This window comes from Pseudomonas sp. FH1 (genome assembly GCF_000510895.2).
Lineage (GTDB): Bacteria > Pseudomonadota > Gammaproteobacteria > Pseudomonadales > Pseudomonadaceae > Aquipseudomonas > Aquipseudomonas azotoformans_A.
Map to the genome: position 1 here is coordinate 79519 of NZ_AOHM01000045.1, position 21682 is coordinate 101200.

At 62.6% G+C, this 21682-nt stretch carries 22 protein-coding genes and 1 pseudogene; 15 read left to right on the forward strand and 8 right to left on the reverse strand.

Features of this window, described 5'->3' with window-relative positions:
- The first annotated feature begins 69 nt into the window (after positions 1–69).
- The 5 genes from H096_RS15665 to H096_RS15685 all read left to right on the forward strand — a co-directional run bounded on the left by H096_RS15665 (position 70) and on the right by H096_RS15685 (position 5760).
- Positions 70–1389, forward strand: coding sequence for a Na+/H+ antiporter NhaC family protein (locus H096_RS15665; RefSeq protein WP_162240118.1), 1320 nt, complete (start codon positions 70–72; stop codon positions 1387–1389).
- Positions 1390–1454: 65 nt separating this feature from the next.
- Positions 1455–3134 (forward strand): methyl-accepting chemotaxis protein, encoded by a 1680-nt coding sequence (locus tag H096_RS15670; protein ID WP_033899750.1) that lies wholly within the window; start codon positions 1455–1457, stop codon positions 3132–3134.
- 102 nt (positions 3135–3236) lie between these two features.
- Positions 3237–3905, forward strand: a complete 669-nt coding sequence (locus H096_RS15675) for a diguanylate cyclase (protein ID WP_033899752.1) — start codon at positions 3237–3239, stop codon at positions 3903–3905.
- Positions 3902–4561: an RraA family protein gene (locus H096_RS15680; protein WP_033899754.1), complete on the forward strand. Its 660-nt coding sequence runs from the start codon at positions 3902–3904 to the stop codon at positions 4559–4561. The genes H096_RS15675 and H096_RS15680 overlap by 4 nt, the downstream gene beginning before the upstream one ends.
- Positions 4558–5760 carry a pyridoxal phosphate-dependent aminotransferase gene (locus H096_RS15685; protein ID WP_033899756.1) on the forward strand — a complete coding sequence of 401 codons (1203 nt, stop codon included), beginning with the start codon at positions 4558–4560 and terminating at the stop codon, positions 5758–5760. Before H096_RS15680 ends, H096_RS15685 begins: the two co-directional genes overlap by 4 nt.
- Here H096_RS15685 and yegQ read toward each other — a convergent pair.
- Entirely contained in the window at positions 5757–7070 is a 1314-nt protein-coding gene (yegQ, locus tag H096_RS15690) for a tRNA 5-hydroxyuridine modification protein YegQ (RefSeq protein ID WP_033899758.1), read from the reverse strand. The genes H096_RS15685 and yegQ overlap by 4 nt on opposite strands.
- Positions 7071–7294: 224 nt before the next feature.
- Here yegQ and H096_RS15695 point away from each other — a divergent pair, with 224 nt between their 5' ends.
- From H096_RS15695 to H096_RS15705, 3 genes and pseudogenes are all read left to right on the forward strand, one after another.
- On the forward strand, positions 7295–7558 hold the full coding sequence (locus H096_RS15695) for a DUF2790 domain-containing protein (protein WP_033899760.1): 264 nt from the start codon (positions 7295–7297) through the stop codon (positions 7556–7558).
- Positions 7559–7584: 26 nt separating this feature from the next.
- Positions 7585–8793: pseudogene (locus H096_RS15700) on the forward strand (cytochrome c biogenesis protein DipZ).
- A 103-nt stretch (positions 8794–8896) separates the two neighbouring features.
- Positions 8897–9964 (forward strand): AI-2E family transporter, encoded by a 1068-nt coding sequence (locus H096_RS15705; protein WP_010211353.1) that lies wholly within the window; start codon positions 8897–8899, stop codon positions 9962–9964.
- A 3-nt stretch (positions 9965–9967) separates the two neighbouring features.
- Here H096_RS15705 and H096_RS15710 read toward each other — a convergent pair whose 3' ends face one another.
- The 3 genes from H096_RS15710 to H096_RS15720 all read right to left on the reverse strand — a co-directional run bounded on the left by H096_RS15710 (position 9968) and on the right by H096_RS15720 (position 11039).
- Positions 9968–10150, reverse strand: coding sequence for a hypothetical protein (locus H096_RS15710; protein WP_033899763.1), 183 nt, complete (start codon positions 10148–10150; stop codon positions 9968–9970).
- A 91-nt stretch (positions 10151–10241) separates the two neighbouring features.
- The gene (locus H096_RS15715; RefSeq protein WP_033899765.1) at positions 10242–10436 is read right to left on the reverse strand and encodes a hypothetical protein; all 195 of its coding nucleotides are present in this window, start codon (positions 10434–10436) and stop codon (positions 10242–10244) included.
- A 228-nt stretch (positions 10437–10664) separates the two neighbouring features.
- Positions 10665–11039, reverse strand: coding sequence for a hypothetical protein (locus H096_RS15720; RefSeq protein WP_016980060.1), 375 nt, complete (start codon positions 11037–11039; stop codon positions 10665–10667).
- 156 nt (positions 11040–11195) lie between these two features.
- Between H096_RS15720 and H096_RS15725 the strand changes: the two genes are divergently transcribed.
- From H096_RS15725 to H096_RS15735, 3 genes are all read left to right on the forward strand, one after another.
- Positions 11196–12014 carry a shikimate 5-dehydrogenase gene (locus H096_RS15725; protein ID WP_033899767.1) on the forward strand — a complete coding sequence of 273 codons (819 nt, stop codon included), beginning with the start codon at positions 11196–11198 and terminating at the stop codon, positions 12012–12014.
- A gap of 95 nt (positions 12015–12109) precedes the next feature.
- Complete coding sequence (nosP, locus tag H096_RS15730; RefSeq protein ID WP_033899769.1) at positions 12110–13255, forward strand: nitric oxide-sensing protein NosP; 1146 nt, start codon at positions 12110–12112, stop codon at positions 13253–13255.
- Complete coding sequence (locus tag H096_RS15735; protein ID WP_051422056.1) at positions 13197–14630, forward strand: hybrid sensor histidine kinase/response regulator; 1434 nt, start codon at positions 13197–13199, stop codon at positions 14628–14630. The genes nosP and H096_RS15735 overlap by 59 nt, the downstream gene beginning before the upstream one ends.
- A 4-nt stretch (positions 14631–14634) precedes the next feature.
- Here the strand turns inward: H096_RS15735 and H096_RS15740 are convergent, their stop codons facing one another.
- Positions 14635–15300 carry a response regulator transcription factor gene (locus tag H096_RS15740; RefSeq protein WP_033899773.1) on the reverse strand — a complete coding sequence of 222 codons (666 nt, stop codon included), beginning with the start codon at positions 15298–15300 and terminating at the stop codon, positions 14635–14637.
- Positions 15301–15327: 27 nt separating this feature from the next.
- Positions 15328–15867 (reverse strand): PQQ-dependent catabolism-associated CXXCW motif protein, encoded by a 540-nt coding sequence (locus H096_RS15745; RefSeq protein WP_033899775.1) that lies wholly within the window; start codon positions 15865–15867, stop codon positions 15328–15330.
- Positions 15868–16022: 155 nt separating this feature from the next.
- Between H096_RS15745 and H096_RS15750 the strand changes: the two genes are divergently transcribed.
- Positions 16023–16649, forward strand: a complete 627-nt coding sequence (locus H096_RS15750; protein WP_033899777.1) for a response regulator transcription factor — start codon at positions 16023–16025, stop codon at positions 16647–16649.
- Here the strand turns inward: H096_RS15750 and H096_RS15755 are convergent.
- Both H096_RS15755 and exaA read right to left on the reverse strand, forming a co-directional pair.
- The gene (locus H096_RS15755; protein ID WP_033899779.1) at positions 16646–17293 is read right to left on the reverse strand and encodes a pentapeptide repeat-containing protein; all 648 of its coding nucleotides are present in this window, start codon (positions 17291–17293) and stop codon (positions 16646–16648) included. The genes H096_RS15750 and H096_RS15755 overlap by 4 nt on opposite strands.
- 85 nt (positions 17294–17378) lie before the next feature.
- A complete protein-coding gene (gene exaA, locus H096_RS15760; RefSeq protein ID WP_080642433.1) occupies positions 17379–19277 on the reverse strand; it encodes a quinoprotein ethanol dehydrogenase in 1899 nt (632 codons plus the stop codon).
- Positions 19278–19530: 253 nt separating this feature from the next.
- On the opposite strand from exaA, the gene pedF reads away from it, so the two are divergent.
- Genes pedF through H096_RS15775 form a run of 3 tightly spaced genes read left to right on the forward strand, consistent with a single transcriptional unit; the run spans position 19531 to position 21674 of the window.
- Entirely contained in the window at positions 19531–19992 is a 462-nt protein-coding gene (gene pedF, locus H096_RS15765; protein WP_033899783.1) for a cytochrome c-550 PedF, read from the forward strand.
- A 39-nt stretch (positions 19993–20031) separates the two neighbouring features.
- Positions 20032–20739 (forward strand): quinoprotein dehydrogenase-associated SoxYZ-like carrier, encoded by a 708-nt coding sequence (locus H096_RS15770; protein ID WP_051422060.1) that lies wholly within the window; start codon positions 20032–20034, stop codon positions 20737–20739.
- Positions 20736–21674: a quinoprotein relay system zinc metallohydrolase 1 gene (locus tag H096_RS15775; protein WP_033899786.1), complete on the forward strand. Its 939-nt coding sequence runs from the start codon at positions 20736–20738 to the stop codon at positions 21672–21674. Before H096_RS15770 ends, H096_RS15775 begins: the two co-directional genes overlap by 4 nt.
- Positions 21675–21682: the final 8 nt, after the last annotated feature.

A 21682-nucleotide genomic window follows, 5' to 3' on the forward strand; every position in this document is an offset into this window, starting at 1 on the left:
GCTGCCACCCCATGGCCGCCTGGGCGCGGGCATGCCTGTTTTTTTGTTTTTCTGCTTGAGGTAACCATGATTAACGCAGTCATTGCCGCGGTCGGCACCATGCTGGTGCTCAGTTTGTCCCGCGTGCATGTGGTCATCGCCATCATCGTAGGCGCCCTGGTGGGTGGCTTGACCGGTGGCCTGGGCATCGACGCCACGCTCAAAGCCTTCAACGGCGGCTTGGGCGGTGGTGCAACCGTGGCATTGTCCTACGCCTTGCTCGGCGCTTTCGCCGTGGCGATTGCCAAATCCGGCCTGGCCCACGCCTTGGCTGACAAGGCGCTGCTGCTGGTGGACCGTCAGGAAGCCAGCGGCGGCAATCACGTCAAATGGCTGCTGATCGGCTTGCTGTGGGTGGTGGCGATTGCCTCGCAGAATATTCTGCCGATCCACATCGCGTTCATTCCGTTGCTGGTGCCGCCGCTGCTGTACGTGCTGACCAAGCTGCAACTGGACCGCCGCCTGATCGCCTGCGTGATGACCTTCGGCCTGATCACGCCCTACATGTTCCTACCGGTAGGCTTTGGCAATATCTTCCTCAACCAGATCCTGCTGGCCAACGTGGCCAAGAGCGGGGTGGACATCAGCCAGGTCAACGTCACTCACGCCATGAGCCTGCCGGCGCTGGGCATGGTGGTGGGTCTGCTGGTGGCGGTGTTTATCAGCTACCGCAAGAAGCGCGTGTACGACCTGGAAAAAATCGAGCGCGTCGAGCAAGTGGCGGTGCAATACAACCCGCTGACCCTGCTGGTGGCCGGCCTGGCGATTGCCTCGGCGTTCATCATCCAGCTGTGGCTGGACTCGATGATCATCGGCGCCCTGGCCGGCTTCCTGATCTTCTCGGTGTCGGGCATCGTGCGCTGGCGCGATACCGACGACCTGTTCACCGAAGGCATGAAGATGATGGCTATGATCGGCTTCATCATGATCGCCTCGTCAGGCTTTGCCGAAGTACTCAAGGCCACGGGCGACGTGCGCTCGCTAGTGGAAACCTCGGCGGCGTTCATCGGCCATAACCGTGGGGTCGGCGCGTTGCTGATGTTGCTGGTGGGCCTGCTGGTGACCATGGGCATCGGCTCGTCGTTCTCCACGGTGCCGATCCTGGCCGCGATCTTTGTACCGCTGTGCGTGCAGCTGGGCTTCAGCCCGGTGGCCATCGTGTGCATTGTCGGCACGGCCGGTGCCCTGGGTGATGCTGGTTCGCCTGCTTCGGACTCCACCCTCGGCCCGACCTCCGGCCTGAATGTCGACGGTCAGCATCACCATATCTGGGACACGGTGGTACCGACGTTCCTGCACTACAACATCCCGTTGCTGGCGTTTGGCTGGCTGGCGGCGATGACCCTCTGATCTACAGGTTCAGCGTAACCGGCCGATAACCTCTCCAGTCGCCACTAATAAGAGAGAGAAAAGCCATGCGTCTGAGCCTCAAGGCCAAAGTCCTGTCCCTCGCCGTAGTGCCGGTGTTGCTGTTTGCCGTGGTCATCAGCCTGACCACCGTGTGGATCCTGCAGGGGCAGGCGCGCAATGAGGTGGATGAAACCCGCCAGCGCCTGCTCAACGACGCCAAGGCCACGCTGCAAAGTTATGTCGAAGTGGCCATGACCACCGTCAAGCCGCTCTACGACGCGGCGGCCCCCGGCGATACCGCCGCCCGCGCCCAAGTGGTCAAGCTCCTGTCGAACACCAGCTACGGCAAGGACGGTTACTTCTTCGGCTACGACTCCGAGACCATCCGCCTGTTCAAGGGCAACAGCCCCGACGGCGTGGGCAAGAGCTTCAAGGACAACCGCGACCCCAATGGTGTGTACGTCAATCGCGACCTGGTCAAGGTCGGCAAGGACGGCACCCACTACCTGCAATACAGCTCGACCCAGCCGGGCCAGACCGAACTGGTGCCCAAGCTCGGCTACACCGAATACCTGCCGAAATGGGACATGGTCATCGGTACGTCGGTGAACCTGGACGGCATTGAAGCCCAGGTGGCGGTGGTCGAAGCCAAGGTGCAGAAACGCATGGAGGGCGTGCTGCTGAGCATTCTCGGCGTGGCGGTGGTGGTGCTGTTGGTGATCGCGGCCGTGGGCATGCTGCTGGCCAATACCATCCTGCGTCCGCTGCACTTGATGAAAGCCAACCTCGACGACATCGCCGCCGGCGAAGGTGACTTGACCCGCCGCCTGGCCATCACCAGTCAGGACGAGCTGGGCGACCTGGCGGGCGCGTTCAACCGGTTTGTCGACAAGATCCACGGCCTGGTGCGCCAGATTACCGAGATGACCAGCCAGCTCACCGGCCTGGTCAGCCAGGTCTCCGATCAGGCCCAGCGCTCCGAACAAGCCATGGAACGCCAGCGCCACGAGACCGATCAGGTCGCCACCGCGATCAATGAGATGTCATCGGCTGCGCAAGAAGTGGCGCGCAGTGCCCAGGGTGCCTCGGTCGCGGCCCAGCAGACCGACGCCGAAGGCCAGGCCGCCAAGCGTGTGGTAGATGGCAGCATTGCGCAGATCCATGCGCTGGTGAACGACATCCGTAACAGCGGTGTGTCCCTCGACAGCCTGCAGCAGGACGTGTCCTCCATCGTCAGTGTGCTCAGCGTGATCCGCTCCATCGCCGAACAGACCAACTTGCTGGCGCTCAACGCCGCCATCGAAGCGGCGCGAGCAGGGGAGGCCGGGCGTGGTTTTGCGGTCGTCGCCGATGAAGTGCGCGCCCTGGCCAGTCGCACCCAGACCAGCACCCAGGAAATCCAGGGCATGATCGACCGCCTGCAAAAAGGCACCGAGGCTGCGGTGGAGGCCATGCGCCGTTCCAGCGATGCCGGCGACGGCACCTCGGCCCAGGCCAACGAAGCCGGGGCGTCCCTGGACACCATGGCCCAGTTGATCGGCACCATCAATTCGATGAACGCCCAAATTGCCAGCGCCGCCGAGGAGCAGACCGCCGTGGCCGAAGAGATCAACCGCAGCGTGCATCAGATTGCCGTGGCGGTGGACAGCGTGGCCGATGAGACCCAACTGGGCGCCCAGACCTCTCGCAGCCTGGCGGATCTGGGCCAGCGCCTGGGGCAGTTGGTCGGCCAGTTCCGGATCTGATCTTCCATAGGTAAAACGTATGTTTGCCTAACGTTAATACGAATATACCGATCAACGCCCCTCAGTGAGACTTGAGCCCCAACCACAACAGGGACTCATCTCATGTCACTTGTCGACCCGCTTCAGCGCCTGGCTGAACTCGATACCAACACGGTTTCCGACGCACTGGATTTCCTGCAACTGACGGGCGCGGTGGTCGGCATCCGGCCATTGTGGGACTGTCCCAAAGTGGTCGGCCGGGCCAGCACGGTCAAACTGGCCCCCAAGACCGATGACGCGCCCACGACGCATCTGATTTCCCCGGTGATCGACGCGATTACCACCGATGACCGCGTGCTGGTGATTGCAGGGGGCATCGATGGCATTTCCTGCTGGGGCGACATCATCGCCAACGCCGCCGTCGCCAAACATATCCGGGGTTCGGTGATCGACGGTTTCAGCCGTGACATCGACGGCAGCGCGTCCATTGGTTATCCGGTGTACGGCCGTGGCGTGACCATGATCAGCGCGCGTAACCGAGTGGTGCAGGTGGACGCCGGCGTCACCCTTAACGTAGGCGGTGTCGACGTCGCGCAAGATGACTTCGTGATCGCTGACCGCTGCGGCACGGTGTTCATCCCGGCTGCGGTGATCGAGCAAGTGCTCGACCTGGGCGAGCGCATCGCTGCCCGTGAAGCCGGCATGGTCGACGCCGTGCGCAGCGGCCGCGCGGTCGCCGATGTGATGCACGACAGCCAATTCGAAGCCATCCACGTGGAGTCTGCCCGATGAACGATCAACAGTTGGTCGCCCTGTTCGAAGGGCTGGACACCCCTGGCGTCTCGGATGCCATGGACAAGCTGGGCATCCCCGGCCAATGCCTGGGCATCGCGCCGTTGGATAACTACCGTGGCACCGTCGTGGGCCCGGCATTTACCGTGCAATACGTGCCGGCCAACACGCCGCCGGGCTCGGTGGGCGATTTTATCGAAGATGTGCTGCCAGGGGACGTGGTGGTCATCGCCAACGCCGGGCGCACCGATTGCACGGTGTGGGGCGACATCATGACCCAGTACGCCGGCACGCGCGGGATAGCCGCCACGGTGATCGACGGCGTGTGCCGCGACGTCAGCAAAGCCCTGGGCGATGGCTACCCGTTGTTCACCCGCGGCCGCTACATGCGCACCGGCAAGGACCGCGTCGAAGTGCTGTCGGTGAACCAGCCGGTGGCAATCAGCGAAACCCGCGTGTGCGCCCGGGACATCGTAGTGGCCGACGCCAATGGCGTACTGGTGGTGCCCCGCGCCCGTGCCGCTGAGGTGGCGCAGGTGGCACGGCAGATCGAAGCGGTGGAATCGCAGATCCGCGCGCAGATCGAGGCGGGCAAGACGCTGAAGCAGGCCCGTGAATCCCTGGGTTATCACACCTTGCAGAGGAAGGGCTCATGAATACCCTGAACAAGCGCCTGGCCCAGGCGCAACCGTCCGCCACCTACCGCATCATCGACCGCGTCGCCGCGCGCCGGGCCGAAGGCGCAACCGTCATTTCGTTGTGCGCTGGCGAGCCGGATTTCGATACGCCGGAGCATGTCCGCCAGGCCGGCATCGAGGCGATCCGCAATGGCCATACGCGCTACACCCAGGTCGCTGGCGTGCGCGCCCTGCGCGAAGCGGTGGCGGAGAAATTCCGTCGCGAAAACGGCCTGGACGTGACCTGGCAAGACACCCTCGTCAGCAACGGCGGCAAGCATGTGATCTACAACGCACTCGCCGCCACCCTCAACGAAGGCGACGAAGTGATCGTGCCCGCGCCGTACTGGGTCAGTTATCCGGAAATGGTCGAGCTGTGTGGCGGCACGTCGAAGATTGTGCCGTGCAACGCCGAGGACGGCTTCAAACTGACCCCGGCCGCCCTCGACCAGGCGATCAACCCCAGCACCCGCTGGCTGATCCTCAATTCACCGTCCAACCCGACGGGCGCCGTCTACAGTCGCCTGGAATGGCAGGCGCTGGCCGACGTGTTGCTCAAGCATCCCCATGTGCTGGTGCTGGCGGATGACATCTACGAGCATCTGCTGTTCGACGGCCAGGCGTTCCACACCTTGGCCCAGGTCGAGCCGCGCCTGGCGCCTCGGGTGCTGACCATGAACGGCGTCTCCAAGGCCTATGCCATGACCGGCTGGCGCATCGGCTTCGCCACCGGCCCGCGCTGGCTGCTGGAGGCCATGGAAAAACTCCAAGGCCAGCAGACCTCGGGGGCCAGCGCGATTTCCCAGCACGCTGCCATTGCTGCCTTGAACGGGCCACAGGACTTTATCCGCCAGTCACGGGCGGTCTTCGAGAGGCGCCGCGACCTGGTCGTGTCCTTGCTCAACGCCATACCTGGCTTGGCATGCATCAGCCCGAGCGGCGCGTTTTACGCCTTTGCCTCTTGCGCTGGCCTACTGGGGCGCACCTCGGCCGCCGGCAGGTTGCTTGAGACGGACGAGGACGTCGCCCACGCCTTGCTCGACGAAGCCAATGTGGCCGTGGTGCACGGCAGCGCCTTCGGCCTGGCGCCGTACCTGCGCATCGCCTATGCCCTGGATGACGACTCGTTGCGCCAGGCCTGCGCGGCGATCCACCGGTTCTGCGCGGCGACGCGTTAGAGGTCGCGCATCAGCAAGCCAAAGCGCAGGTCCATCTGCGCCGGGAGCGGCACATACACGGTGTGCCCATCCCCCGGCGCGACGTCGATGGCGTCGCCTTTGGCGTTGTGCAAAGTGGCCAGGTCGAAGTGGAAGTTGCCGGCAGGGGTCATCAATTCCAGGTGATTGCCCACGGCAAAGCGGTTTTTCACCTTGACCTCGGCCAGCTCGCCCCGGCGTTCGCCGGTCAGCTCGCCAACGAACTGCTGGCGCTCTGACACGGAGCTGCCGTTCTGGTAGTTCTGGTATTCGTCGTGCACATGGCGGCGCAGGAAACCTTCGGTGTAGCCGCGCTGGGCCAGGGATTCGAGGTCGGTCATCAGGGTGCGGTCGAAGGCGCGACCGGCCACCGCATCATCGATGGCCTGGCGATACACCTGGGTGGTGCGCGCGCAGTAGAAGTGCGACTTGGTGCGGCCTTCGATCTTCAGTGAGTGCACACCCATCCGGGTCAGGCGCTCCACGTGCTGCACGGCGCGCAAGTCCTTGGCGTTCATGATGTAGGTGCCGTGTTCGTCTTCGAAGGCGGGCATCTGTTCATCGGGGCGGTTGGCTTCCTGAAGCAGGAACACCTGATCGGTGGGCGCGCCAATGCCCAGGGTAGGCTGATATTGCTGGACGATATCCCCCGTGGCGTTTTCCACCGCCGGGGTGGCCTGGTACTTCCAGCGACAGGCATTGGTGCAGGTGCCCTGGTTGGCGTCGCGCTTGTTCATGTAGCCCGAGAGCAGGCAACGCCCGGAATAGGCCATGCACAACGCACCGTGCACAAACACTTCCAGCTCCATGGCCGGCACCTGCTGGCGGATCTCCTCAATCTCTTCCAGCGACAATTCCCGCGACAGGATCACCCGACAGATCCCTTGCTGTTGCCAGAACTCCACGCTGGCCCAGTTCACCGTGTTGGCTTGCACCGACAGATGGATCGGCATCTGGGGGAAATGCCGGCGCACCAGCATGATCAGCCCAGGGTCGGACATGATCAGCGCGTCCGGGCCCATGGCGATCACCGGCGCCAGATCCTTGAGGAAGGTCTTCAGCTTGGCGTTGTGCGGCGCGATGTTCACCACCACATAAAAGCGCTTGCCCAGGGCGTGGGCTTCCTGGATGCCAAGGGCCAGGTTGGCGTGATCGAACTCGTTATTGCGCACCCGCAGGCTGTAGCGCGGCTGGCCGGCGTAGACCGCATCGGCGCCGTAGGCAAAGGCGTAGCGCATGTTTTTCAGGGTGCCGGCGGGGGCGAGCAGTTCGGGGGCGAGGATCGGAGGCATGGGCACGGGTCGCAAAAGGTCGCGAAGGTAGCCGAGCGGCGAGGGCGGTTTATTGATCCAGGTCGTCCTTTGGGCTTTTTGTATCGCTGTGTATCGGCGGGGGCTGTGGATACGTATCGATTTATCCGCGCGGTTTTCCGACACAGGCGCGATACCTCAGGGGCTTTTAATTGATTCCAACGAGGCACACCGCCTCCCACCCTGAGAACCTGGAGCCAACCACCATGAACACCAAAGCCATCTACGCCGCCTGCCTGTTTGCCGCCCTGAACATCTGCACCTTGTCGGCCCGCGCCGAAGCCGCCGTTACCGCGCAGACCTACCACTACGGCACTCACCTGGACATCAAGCAAGTGGTATCGATGAGCCAGGACTCCAAGCCCACCTGCGGCGTGGTGAATGCGCGCATGACCTACCTGGACTCCCACGACAAGACCCAGGTACTGGATTACCTCAAGTTCGGCGACGGTTGCGTCGGCGATAACTGAGTCCTTCCAGCCATAAGGTGAACGTCATGCTACTGATCGCATTCCTGGGCGGCATCCTGACCGTCCTCAGCCCTTGTATCCTGCCGGTGGTGCCGTTTCTGTTCGCCTGCGTCGACCGCTCCCGCCGGTCGATCCTGCTGACGCTCGGCGGCATGGTCCTGACCTTCGCGCTGGTGTCCAGCCTTGCGGTGGTCAGCACGGAATGGGTGATACAGGCCAATAACACCGGCCGCCATGTAGCGCTGATCGTGATGGGGCTGTTTGCGCTGTCGCTGATCTCGGCGCGGGTCGGTGGCTGGCTGGCACGCCCCTTGGTGTTGTTGGGCAACCGTATCGATCCTGACAGCCGCACGCTGTCCGGCCCGCTGAAGTCGGTGATGATCGGCGTCGCCACAGGCCTGCTGTGGGCGCCGTGCGCCGGGCCGATCCTGGGAGTGATCCTGACCAGCGCAATGCTGCAAGGCGCCAATGCGCAGACCAGCCTGTTGCTGGTGGCCTAAGGCCTGGGTAGCGCCTTGTCCCTTGGCGCGCTGATTTTTGCCGGGCGTGGCCTGGTCAATCGACTCAAGGCCTCCATTCCGGTGACCGGCTGGCTGCGCCGTGGGGCCGGCGTGGCGGTACTGGCGGCGGCGGTGGTGATTTCCACTGGCGCCGACAAAACCCTGCTGGCCGGTACTTCGTCCGAAGGCGTCAGCAGCCTGGAGCAAGGCGTGCTGGAAACCGTCCCCAAAGTGCTGGATTACGTGGTGAGCAAGGTCAAGGCCGACCCGGCCCAGGACAATGCCCAAGGCGCCATGCCGTCGCTGGCCGGCGCGGTCGAGTGGCTCAACTCACCGGAACTCACCCGCGAGTCCTTGAAAGGCAAAGTGGTGCTGGTGGATTTCTGGACCTATGACTGCATCAACTGCCAGCACACGCTGCCGTATGTGAAGCAATGGGCGAAGAAATACGAGAAGGACGGCTTGGTGGTGATCGGCGTCCACACCCCGGAATACGGTTACGAGCGCATCATCGGCAACGTCAAGGACCAGGTGCGCAAGCTGGGTATCACCTACCCGGTGGCCATCGACAACAACTACGCGATCTGGCGCAACTTCGACAACCAGTACTGGCCCGCCCATTACCTGGTCGACGCCAAGGGGCAGGTGCGTTACACCCATTTTGGCGAAGGTCGTTATGACGCCCAGGAGCAGATGATCCAGACACTGTTGAAGGAGGCGAAGGGTATTCAGTGAGGCGGTCTATGCTTGTTCGATAACCGAGGGCACTCCCAGGTTTCGCTGCGGACTAAGCAACAGGGCCTACATGGGCCCGTTGCTTTTCTGACATGGACCGGACATGAATCAAACCAACCTGCAATTCAAGACCTTGCTGTTATTGCTCGGCCTGGTGACCATCGCGTTTATCTGGATACTGCTACCGTTCTACGGCGCGGTGTTCTGGGCGGTGATCCTCGGCATCATCTTTGCCCCGATGCAGCGCCGCTTGCAGCAGCGCTTTGGCTGGAACCGCAACCTCACTTCCCTGGCCACCTTGAGTGCTTGCCTGATCATCGCGATCCTGCCGGTGATCATTACCAGTGCCTTGTTGGTGCAGGAAGGCGCGACGCTCTACAAGAACATCGAAAGCGGCAAGCTGGACGTGGCGGGGTATATCGAGCAGTTCAAGAATGTGTTGCCGCCGTACTTCCAGCACCTGCTGGACCGTTTCGGCATGGGCAACCTGGAAGGCTTGCGCGAGAAGATCGTCAAGAGCGCGATGCAGGGCAGCCAGTTCTTCGCCACCCAGGCGTTCAGCTTCGGCCAGGGCACGTTTGATTTCCTGGTGAGCTTTTTCATCATGCTGTACCTGCTGTATTTCCTGCTGCGCGACGGCCCGGAACTGGTGCGCAAGGTGCGCACGGCGGTGCCGTTGGCCGAGCCGCAGAAGCGCCGGTTACAACTCAAGTTCAATCGTGTGGTGCGGGCCACGGTCAAGGGCAATGTGCTGGTGGCCGTGACACAGGGTGCGCTCGGCGGGCTTATCTTCTGGTTCCTGGATATTCCCAGTGCATTGCTCTGGGCGGTACTGATGGCGTTTCTGTCGCTGTTGCCGGCGGTGGGCGCGGGGATTGTGTGGGGGCCGGTGGCCGCCTACTTCCTGTTGAGCGGCGCCATCTGGCAAGGCGTGGTGCTGGCGTTGTTTGGCGTGTTTGTGATCGGCCTGGTGGACAACGTGCTGCGTCCGATCCTGGTGGGCAAGGACACCAAGATGCCGGATTACCTGATCCTGATCTCGACCCTGGGCGGTTTGTCGGTGTTTGGCTTGAACGGCTTTGTGATCGGGCCTTTGGTGGCGGCGTTGTTTATGTCCAGCTGGGCGTTGTTCGTGGAGAGCAAGCCGCGAGTCAAGTTGCCATTACCCTGAGCCTCAGGCGTGGAGCCTGAAATTCGAGGCGTGTTGCAGTTGTTTTTCGGCGTCGGACAGGGATGTCAGCGGGCCGCTGATGGTTTCGCCATCACGTACCAAGTACCAGCAGGCAAGCAGACCCAGCTTGCGCAGAGGGGCGGGAACGGCGCTGCCGATGACGGACATGATTTGAACAGTGTGCATAAGGACCTCCAATCGCTATGGTGGTCACTTTACGGGGCGGGGTAATGCAGGAAAAATCACCTGTCTCGATAGTCGACATCGACGCGAGGCGTCAGTCCACCACTTGATCGAGCATGTGCACCACTTCCTGCTCACTGAGCAGACCCTTGCGCACCAGGTTTTCCGCCAGTAGCGCGAGGAACTTGGCGCTGCGGTGGCCTTCCAGGTGCTTGAGCTCGGTGAGGGCGCTATAGACCTTGCTGGACGTACAAAGGCCAGCGGTGCGGTGCGGGTTTTGCGTGGGCATGGTCAGTCGTCCTTGTTGTTATTGGGTGGACAGGATCGATAGTGGAAGTATGTCGTGACACAAACATGACAGCGCAAGGCCTGTTCGGGCAAGTAGACATTGGTGTCGATGATGCGCGATTGGGCGCCGGGTATTGTCCCCAGAACGACCTCGACCCCCTGAATCCGGACTTTGCAGGCAAAAAAAGGCCCCGCAACGCTGCGAGGCCTGTTTTGTCAGACGATCCGATTACCAGCCGCGACCGTAGTAGCCGTGGGGAGGGCCGTAGTAACCGCGTGGTGGACCGTAATAGCCACGCGGTGGGCCGTAATACACCGGCGCCGGGCGGTAATACACCTGCTGCTGCACATACACCGGTGGTGGCGGTGCGTAGTAGACCGGCGGCGGCGCGGCATACACCGGCTGCGGTTGCACATACACCGGCTGCTGCACGTAGACCTCACGTGGCTGGCTGGCAACCACGGAGCCCACGACGGCGGCGCCGACTAAAGCACCCAATACGGCCGGCCCACCCCAACCACCACCGTGGGCGGAGGCTTGGCCTGCCATCGCGAGTGCGCCAACCAGCAAGGCGATCTTGGGGATTGTACGAATCATGGTCATTCCTCGGTTAGCCCCAGCGCTTGTGGTCTGCAATCAATAGACTCAAGTAATGTCGCGGGGATACTTTTAAGACAACGTATTTCTGAAAAACAGCACAGCCGCTAGGTAAAGGTTGTGTAAGGTCTGTACCCAATTGCTTACTCAAAGGAGTTACCCATGCAGATGCACCCCAACAAGGACACCCAGCTGTGCATGTCTCTGTCGGCGCGCCCCGGGAATTTCGGCCTGCGGTTTCATAACCACCTGTACGAGCAGTTGGGTCTGAACTTCTACTATAAGGCCTTCAGCAGCCAGGATTTGCCCGGCGCGATCGGTGGTATCCGCGCGCTGGGCGTCCGTGGTTGCGGGGTGTCCATGCCGTTCAAAGAGGCTGCCATTGCCTTGGTGGACGAACTCGACGATTCGGTTCAAGCCATCGACTCGCTGAACACCATCGTCAACACTGACGGGCACCTCAAGGCTTACAACACCGATTACATCGCCATCGAGCAACTGCTGAAAAAGCACGCGGTGCCGCAGGACTCGACCTTCGCCCTGCGCGGCAGCGGCGGCATGGCCAAAGCCGTGGCCAGTGCCTTGCGCGATGGCGGCTACGCCAATGGCGTGATCGTGGCGCGCAACGAAACCGCTGGCCGGGCATTGGCGCAAAACCTGGGGTATGAGTGGCTGGCCGAACTGGGTGACCTGCGCCCGCAAATGCTGATCAACGTCACCCCCATCGGCATGACCGGCGGCGCTGAAGCGGACGCACTGGCGTTTGATGCAGAGGCGGTGGACTCTGCCGAGACTGTATTCGATGTGGTAGCGATACCCGCCGAAACACCGCTGATCGTGCGTGGCCGTGCCAAGGGCAAACGGGTGATTACTGGACTGGAAGTGATCGCCATCCAGGCCCTGGAGCAGTTCGTGCTCTACACCGGATTGCGTCCTACCCCGGAGCAGTTTGAGAAAGCCGTGGCCTTTGCCCGTGCCTGACGCTTCATCCCATCGCATCCCCGACCCAGTACCCAAGTAGCATAGGTCTCCCCCCTGGCCCTTCGTAAACTGGTGCTTCAGAGGGGGAGCCAACGATGCACAACAGTGAAGGCGTAGTCAGTGCCATGTCCCAGGCCACGGATGCCGGGCAGGCCGCCGAAGAGCTGGCCCGGCAGCTGTTGCATCCGTACCTGGGTTTCGTGCTGTTTTTTTGCTCGGCCTCCTATGACTTGCAGGCCTTGGGCCAGGCGCTGCAACAATGCTTCGGCAGCGTGCGCGTGGTGGGCTGCACCAGCGCCGGCGAGATCACCGCCCACGGTTATGGGCGCAATTGCATCACGGCCGTGGGCTTCAACCACGCGCACTTTTCCATCGCCACCGAACTCATCGACCAGGTGGAGCACTTCAGCCTGATCAACGCCCAGGAGATGGTCGAGCGCCTGGTCGGCGGCTGTCGCAGCAATACGTTGGCGCCGATCAAGGGCAATACCTTTGCACTGACCTTGCTCGATGGCCTGTCCAGCCGTGAAGAAATGGTGCTGGCCGCCCTCAGTGCCGCCCTGGGCGATATCCCGCACTTTGGCGGCTCGGCCGGTGACGACAACTTCCTCACCCACACCCACGTGTACTTCAACGGTGATTTCCACAGCGGCGCGGCGGTGGTGGTGCTGGTCAATACCTGGCTGGATTTCGAGGTGTTCACCACGCACCACATCCTGCCGCGCACGGAAAAACTGGTGGTGACCGGCGCCGACAGCCCGTCACGTCGCGTCTTCGAACTCAACGCCGAGCCCGCCGCCGAAGAGTACGCACGGCATATCGGCGTGGCCGTGGCCGACCTCGATCACCGCGTCTTCGCCGCCCACCCGCTGGCGGTGCGCATTCACGACCAGTACTACGTGCGCTCGATCCAGCAGGTGCACGCCGACCTCAGCCTGAGTTTCTACTGCGCGGTGGAAAACGGCATCGTGCTCACCGTCATGCAGCCTGGCCCGATCCTGCCCAACCTGAAAGGCCTGTTCGACGGCCTGCAAGCGCGCCTTGGCGACCTGTTGCTGACCATCGGCTGCGATTGCTTCCTGCGCCGCCTGGAGCTGGAAGACACCGGCCGGCTGGAACCGATCGGTGCTTATTTGCGCGACCAACGGGTGATGGGCTTCAACACCTACGGAGAACAGTTCAATGGCATGCACATCAACCAGACCTTCACCGGGGTCGCCATTGCCCGAGGCCGGCGCTGACCTGTCCGCTCAAGTGACCCGGCTGCAACAGGACAACCACAAGCTGATGCGGATCAACGCGGCGCTGATCGAGCGCATCGAGTCCGGCATGACCCAGGGCAATAACCCGTACACCATCTTCCAGCATTCAGTGGTGCTGGCCGAGCAAGTGCGCGAACGCACCGACGCGCTGAACCAGGCGATGGCCGAACTCAAGGCCAGCAACCACCTGCTGATCAACGCCCGGCTGCGCGCTGAGGCCTTGTGCCGGCAGCAGGTGGCGGCGCAAAGGGAGGCCGAGCAGGCCAACCTGTCGAAGACGAAATTCCTGGCCGCCGTCAGCCATGACCTGCTGCAACCGCTGAATGCGGCCCGGCTGTTCACCAGTGCCTTGCTGGAGCGCCCGAGCGAAACCCTGGTGCGTAACGTGAATAACTCCCTGGAAGACGTGGAAAATCTGTTGGGCACCCTGGTGGATATTTCCAAGCTGGACGCTGGGGTGATCAAGGCGGATATCGCGCCGTTCGCCCTGAGTGAACTGCTCGACAACCTGGCCGCCGAATACACCGAACTGGCCCGCAGCGAGGGGCTTGAACTGCACTTCATCGGCTGCTCGGCGCTGGTGCACAGCGATATCCAGCTGCTGGCGCGGATCCTGCGCAACCTGCTGAGCAACGCGCTTCGCTATACCTACAAAGGCCGTGTGGTGCTGGGCTGTCGGCGTCAGCAGCAGCGCGTGCTGATTCAGGTGTGGGACAGCGGCATGGGCATTGCCGAAGACCGGCTGGAGGAAATTTTCCAGGAGTTCAAGCGCGGCGATGTGCAGCGTCCGGATCAGGATCGCGGGCTGGGGTTGGGCCTGGCCATCGTGGAAAAGATTGCCGGCATCCTCGGCCACCGGATCAGCGTCAAGTCCTGGCCGGGCCAGGGTTCGATGTTTTCGGTAGAAGTGCCGTTGAGCGCGACCGCGCCCAAGGCCGTGCCGGCGCCGTGCATGAGCGAGCCGATGCTCGAACGCCTGCAAGGCGCGCGGGTGTGGGTGCTGGATAACGACGCGGCAATCTGCGCCGGCATGCGCACCTTGCTCGAAGGCTGGGGCTGCCGTGTGATCACCGCGCTCTCGGAACAGGACCTGGCGCGCCAGGTAGACAACTACCATGCCGAGGTGGACCTGCTGATTGCCGATTACCACCTCGACGACAACCAGAACGGCGTGGATGCCGTGGCGCGGATCAACGCCCACCGCGGCCGTGCGATTCCGGCGATGATGATCACGGCGAACTACAGCAACGAGTTAAAGCAGCAAATTCGTGAGTTGGGGCATACGTTGATGCATAAGCCGGTAAGGCCAATGAAGTTGAAAACCGCGATGAGTCACCTGCTCAGCCGACCCTGAGGGTTCAGCGACGCAGGTACGAGCCGAAATCGATGTCTCCCGCACTCAAGATCGCCTGTACCCGATTATGCACATTCAACTTGCGCAGAATCGCTGACACATGGGCCTTCACCGTGGTCTCGGCAATCTCCAGGGTATAGGCGATCTGCTTGTTTGACTCGCCCTTGGTCATGCGTTCCAGCACCAGCAACTGTTTGCGCGTGAGGGCCTGCAGCAGCTCCGGGGCAAACCCCGGGCTGTCGTGCATGCGCCGTTGCCCGGGGTTTTTCTGGGTGCGGATGATGTCCGGCGGCAGGTACACGTTACCGTTGAGAATCTGCTGGATGGCTTCGGTCATTTGCAGGCGCGGTGATGACTTGGTGATGAAACCCACGGCGCCGTAGGTGATGGCTTGCAGCACGATCTGCTTGTCCTGCTCGGCCGAGACGATCACCACCGGGATGGTCGGCGACTCGTTGCGCAGGTTGATCAGGCCGTTGAGGCCGTGCATGCCGGGCATGTTCAGGTCCAGCAGGATCAGGTCGAGGTCGTCGTGTTCCTGGGTCAGGGCGAGGGCGCTGTCCAGGTCGGCGGTTTCCATTACGTCGCTGCCGGGGAAGCCGTCGCTGATGACGTTATGAATCGCCTCGCGAAACAGCGGGTGATCGTCGGCAATCAAAATTTTGTACATGGCCGTTCACCTTCTTGTTGTGGTTTTTTATTCAAAGGGTTCGGGTGTCGCAGCCATCACTGGCAGTTTTTCCGCTTCCCATGCATCCAAGCCATCGCGGTACCAATACACAGAGGTATAGCCCAGGCTGGCGGCTCGTTTTACCGCGTTCCAACTCAGCCAGCAATCGGAGCGGCAGTAGAACACGAGCGGGCGTGCCAGCTGGCCGTCGGTGAACTTGTACAGGTGGCGCACGAAGTAGCCCTGCCATTCCGGGGTGAGGTCGCCGTCGCCGGTATTGGCCAGCCAGTGGCTGCCGGGCAGGTTGGCGTGGGTCTGGTCTTCGATGAAGCGGCCTTGCAGCCATTGGCGGCGGTACACATCGATGAGTACCGGTGCGGGCGTCTGGTTGAGCAGGGTCTGCAGGGCTGGGGTGTCGACGATGGTTACGCCGGGCAGATTATCGGGCGTAGGGCTTCGATACAGGCTGGTGCGGTAGCCCTCGGCGGAAAACAATGGGGTGTCGGCCTGTACGTGGCTGATGAACAGGCACAACAGTGCCGCAAGGGGCAGTCGAGCGGGCAGCATGGCGGGTCCAATCCTTATCGTTATGCGCCCATTACACGCGACTCCCGCTGCCTTGGGAATGCGACGATAGACAGCAAAACCAGTACCAAAGTAGTAGGTCGCCGCAGGCCTTCGGGTTCTAGCATGCACAGCAAGCACTGCCATTGGAGGCCGCTATGAACATCCTGTTGGTCGACGATCACGCCGTGGTCCGCCTGGGCTATGCCGGGCTGTTGCGCAGCGGCTTGCCGGGTGTAGACGTGCGCGAAGCGGCCAGCGGCGAAGAGGCCCTGGCGCGGGTGCATGAGGCGGTGCCTAACCTGGTGATCATCGGCTTTGGGCTGCCCGGTATCAGTGGCCTGGAAACCACCCGCCGCCTGCGTCAGCGCCTGCCGCAATTACGCGTGCTGTTTTTCAGCCAGCATGCCGAACTGCCCCTGGTGCGCCAGGCTCTGGAGGCGGGCGCGTCGGGTTATCTCACCAAGCGCGCTTCGCCTGCGGTGATGCTTGAAGCGGTAGAGCGCATCCTCGATGGCCACACCTATATCGAACAGGACCTGGCTACCCACCTGGCGTACCACCCCACCGATCGCCGCCTGCACAGCATGACCCAACGCGAGTTAGAGATTTTCCTGATGCTCGCCAAGGGCACCCCGGCCCGTTCGATTGCGGTCCAGCTGAGTATCAGCAACAAGACCGTGTCCAACCACCTGACCTTGCTCAAGAGCAAGTTGCAGGTGAGTTCCCATGCCGAACTGGTGCACCTGGGCATCGACATGGGCGTGGTGCGGGTGGCGGGTTAGCGGTCCCAGGTGGTGGGGCAGTCTTTGCAGCCCTCCATATTCGCGTCCTGAAAGTTGGCATAGTGCTGGCGGCTGCCGCTGAGGGTGGCTTTTTCCAGGTTGCTTTCACCGAACTTGGCTTCTTGCAGGTTGGCGTCGCTGAGGTCCGCGCCTTGCAGGTCAGCCTTGCTCAGCCAGGTCATTTCCAGGTCGGCCGCGCGCAGGTTGGCCTTGTGCATTTTGGCCCCCGACAACCGCGCAAATTGCAGGTAGGCGGCGCTCAGGTTGGCGTTTTCAAATTGCGCGCCCTGGGCAAACATCCCCCAGCCTTGCACGGCCATCAATGTGGCGTCGGTGAAGTCGGCCAGGCGCAGGTTGGCTTGTTGCAGGCTGGCGCGGGTCAGGTTGGCGCCTTGCAACTGGGCTTTTTCCAGGTTGGCAAGGTCCAGGTTGGCGTGGCGCAAGTCGGCATCGCGCAGATCGGCACCGGCCAGGTTCATGCCGCTCAGGTTCTGGTTGCGCAGGTTGGCGCCCTTGAGATTGGCGCCGGGGCATTGGCTGTGCTCGGCAAGCGTGCAACCGTTGATGACCAGGGGGGCGTCGTCGCCGTCGTCGGCGTGGGCGAAGGGTAGGGACAGTAGAAGTAACAACGGCAGATATCTCATCAAAAAACCTCGAAGGTGGCGGGGTACCTGTGGCGAGGGAGCAAGCTCCCTCGCCACAAAAGGCGGCCCCCGCATATTCCATGGGTTATTTCTGGGCAGTTTTCTGATCCCAACTCGGAATCTTGAACACCCAGAACGACCCACCCTGTGCCACCGGCTTGGTCAGCTCGGCCATGTCGCCGCCCCACAGCGGTACTGCGCCGCCGTAGCCAACGGTGACGCCGATATACTGTTCGCCATCCTGTTCCCAGGTGATCGGCGGCGAGACGATGCCGCTGCCGGTCTGGAACTTCCACAGTTCCTTGCCGGTTTTCGCGTCGAAGGCCTTGAAGAAACCGTCGCCGGTGCCGGTGAACACCAGGTTACCCTTGGTTGCCAGCACGCCAGCCCACAGTGGCAGGTGCTCCTTGTGCTCCCACACCACCTTGCCGGTGGTCGGGTTCATCGCCCGCAAGGTGCCGACGTGATCGTCATACATGCGCTTGATGCGGAAACCCATGCCCAGGTACGCCGAGCCCTTCTTGTAGTTGACCTCTTCGGTCCAGTATTCCTCTTTCCACTGGTTGCCCGGAATGTAGAACAGACCGGTGTCCTGGCTGTAGGCCATGGGGTTCCAGTTCTTGCCACCCAGGAACGGCGGCGAGACTTCCACCGGCTTGCCCTTGGTTTCACCCGGCAGCGGCTTGGCCGGACGCTGGCCTTCGTTTTCCACAGGGCGGCCGGTCTTCAGGTCAATGTGGCTGGCCCAGGTGATGTTGTCGACGAAGGGGAAGGCGTTTTGCAGCTTGCCGTTGTTGCGGTCGACCACATAGAAGAAGCCGTTGCGGTCGGCGTGGCCGGTGGCCTTGATGACCTTGCCGTCCTTGTCCTTGTAGTCGAACAGCACCAGTTCGTTGTTGCCGGAGAAGTCCCAGGCATCGTTCGGGGTGTGTTGGTAGAACCATTTCACTTCGCCGGTACTGGGGTCGACGCCGACCTGGCCCGAGGTGTAGAGGCTGTCGAAGTCGTGGGGGTTGCCGTCCTTTGACGTGCGCGCCCAGGTATTCCACGGGCCGGGGTTGCCGGCGCCGACGATGATGGTGTTGGTCTCGGCATCGAAGCTCGCGCTCTGCCAAGGGGCGCCACCGCCGTGGCTCCAGGCTTCGACCTTGCCGGTTTCGGTGGTCGGGTCATCTGGCCACGACGGCGCCTTCACATCGCCGGTCGGGGTGCTGTCCTTGCCGTTCAAGCGGCCCATGTGGCCTTCCACGAACGGACGCATCCAGACTTCTTCACCGGTGTCGGGGTCGCGCGCATACAGCTGGCCGACCACGCCGAATTCATCGCCGGAGCTGCCGTGGATCAGCAGCACCTTGCCGCTGACCTTGTCTTTGATCAGCACCGGGGCGCCGGTCATGGTGTAGCCGGCGGCGTGGTCGCCGAATTTCTTGTTCCACACCACTTTGCCGGTGTTTTTGTCGAGGGCGATCAGGCGCGCGTCGAGGGTGCCGAAGTAGATCTTGTCGCCGAAGATCGCGGCGCCGCGGTTGACCACGTCACAGCACGGGCGAATGTTGTCGGGCAGGCGGTGGTTGTAGGTCCACAGGCGTTTGCCGGTCTTCGCATCGAGGGCGAACACACGGGAGTAGGAGCCGGTGACGTAGACCACACCGTCGCTGACGATGGCCTGGGATTCCTGGCCGCGTTGTTTCTCGTCGCCGAACGAATAGGACCAGGCTGGCGTGAGCTTGAACACGTTCTTGTCGTTGACCTGCGCTAGAGGGCTCCAGCGCTGGGCGTTGGTGCCCATGCCGTATTGCAGCACGTCCTTGGTGGTCAGGTGATCGTTGGCGATGTCTTCCCAAGTGACATTACGGGTTTGCTTGGCGACGGCAGGTTCGGCGGCTGCAAAGCTCGCAGCACTGAGGCACAGGCTGCCCACCAGCACAAAAGCTTGCACGGCAAGGCTTAGCGGTGAGCGGGCGGGTAGCGATCTTATTGTCATGGTTGCAGTTCCCAGTGGAGGTTTTGGCCTGCACAGGTTGCTGCCTGGCTGGGTTGGCGAATACGGAAAAAGTCCCGGTGTTGCCGGGACAATTTCCCGAACCGCCTCTGATTTAGCAGTGCCCCACAAGGCCTGCTACCAACGGATGAGAACCCGCCCACCAAAGCAGCATACGGGCGCTGCCGGGGGCTTCCTAAGATGGTCGCCATAGCCTCTGCCAAGAGGTTTTGCGTGCACTCCTGAGGGAAAAATAATGACAACAAAACGCAACGCCTTGATCACCGCCTGCCTGCTCGTCGGTGCAATCAATACCGGTTCGGTCTGGGCCCATGGCAACGTGACGCCCACCGCCGTGGAAACCAAAGGCCTCACCCCGATCAAGGATGCCGGCGTGCCGCTGGACGCCGATGGCTGGGCCGCCACCAACCCCTATCGCACCACCGCCGAGCATGACAAGGCCGTCGAAGTCGGCGCCTCGGCGTACAACCAGAACTGCGCGGCGTGCCATGGCCTGGAAGCCAAGTCCGGTGGCATCGCCCCCGACCTGCGCATGCTCGATGCCGGTGACGCCGGCGATGAGTGGTTCGTGGAAAGGGTGCGCCACGGCGCCGTGCGCGATGGCCGGGTGTACATGCCGAAAATGGCCGATTACCTGAGCCAGGAAGCCCTGTGGGCGGTGCGTACCTACCTCGACAGCGTGCACGTCGAGGAGTAAGCCGTGGGCCTGCGCGGGTGGTGGGTATGCTGTTTGCCGATGTTGGCCTGGGGCGCGCCTGTCGACCCGGTGCCCTCGGTGATGTGGGCCTATTATCACCAGCGTTTTCTCGACAATGCGCCGTTCGTGTTCGACGAGCGGGTGAAGGTCCTGGCGCCGCCGTTCGCCGAGGACGCGCGCCAGGTGCCGTTGGAAATCGACGCCCGTGCGTTCAAGGGTGACGTGGTCAAGATCCTCGCCTGGGCCGAGCTGAATCCGCTGCCGCAGATCGTCGACTTCCAACCCGTGGAGCGCGTGCTGCCGTGGCTGTCGATCCGGATTCGCATCGAACAGGCCACGCCGTTACGCGCGGCGGTATTGACCCGGGATGGCCTGTGGCACGTGGGCTCGACCCTGATCGATGCCGCCGGCGGCGGATGCACGGCGCCCAGCGTGGTGCGCACCCAACCCGGTTGGGAAGACCACCTCGGCGAGGTGCTTGGCGGGCGTTACCCGCGCGCCGCGTTCAGCCGCGTGAAGCTGCAAGTCGCCCACCCGATGGATAACGGCATGGTCAGCGGCATTCCCGAATTCTTCATCAACCAGGCCGAACTGCACGGTGCGAATAACCAACTGTTGGCGCGGCTGGCGCTGTTCCCTGCGGTCAGCGAAAACCCCAGCCTGGCCTTCGACATCGAGGGCGCCGGGCCCACGCGCCTGACCCTGCGCGACACCAGCGGCAGCCAGTTCGAGGCGGCCATCCCATGACCCAGCGCTGGATTCTGCTGTGGCTGCTGCTGTTCAGCCTACCGGTGCTGGCCGAGTTGGACTACGGCCTCAAGCCGCGTTTGATTGCCGACAACACCTGGCTTTTGGAAGGCAGCACCGACAACTTTGCCAAGGACAACGGCGGCAATATCGTCAACGTCGGGTTCATCGTCACCGAACCTGGCGTGGTGGTGATCGACACCGGGCCGTCCAAACGCTACGGCGAAGCCCTGCGCCAGGCCATCGCCCGTGTCACCGACAAACCGGTGATCCAGGTGCTGCTGACTCACCATCACCCCGACCACGCCCTGGGCAACCAAGCCTTCAAGGACGTGCCGATCGGCGCCCTGACCGGCACCACCGAGCTATTGCATGAGCAGGGCGACAGCCTGGCCGAGAACCTGTACCGGATGGTCGGTGACTGGATGCGCGGCACCGAAGTGGTGTTGCCCAACCAGACCCTGCAACCCGGCGTAAAAAGCTTCGGCAGCCACGACCTGCAACTGCTGCAGCTGCGCGGCCATACCGGTGACGACCTGGCGATCTTCGACCAGAAGACTGGCGTGCTGTTTGCCGGTGACCTGGTGTTCTACCAGCGTGCGCTCACCACGCCTCATTCACCGGGGCTGTCGATCTGGTTGGCGGATCTTGCCACCCTGCAAGGCTTGCCCTGGACCCTGATCGTGCCCGGCCACGGCCCTGTCGCGAGCGACGCCAAACCCTTCGAGCAGATGCGCGACTATCTCGCCTGGCTCGACCAGTTGCTGCGTGACGGCGCGGCCCAGGGCAGCGACATGCCCGAGCTGATCCGCAGCCCGATCCCCGAGCGATTCGCCGCGATCAGCCTCAGCCGCTATGAACTGATCCGCAGCGTGACCCACCTGTACCCCCACTACGAACGCACCCAGATGCAGCCCATCCACACCCAACAATAAGCAGAGGC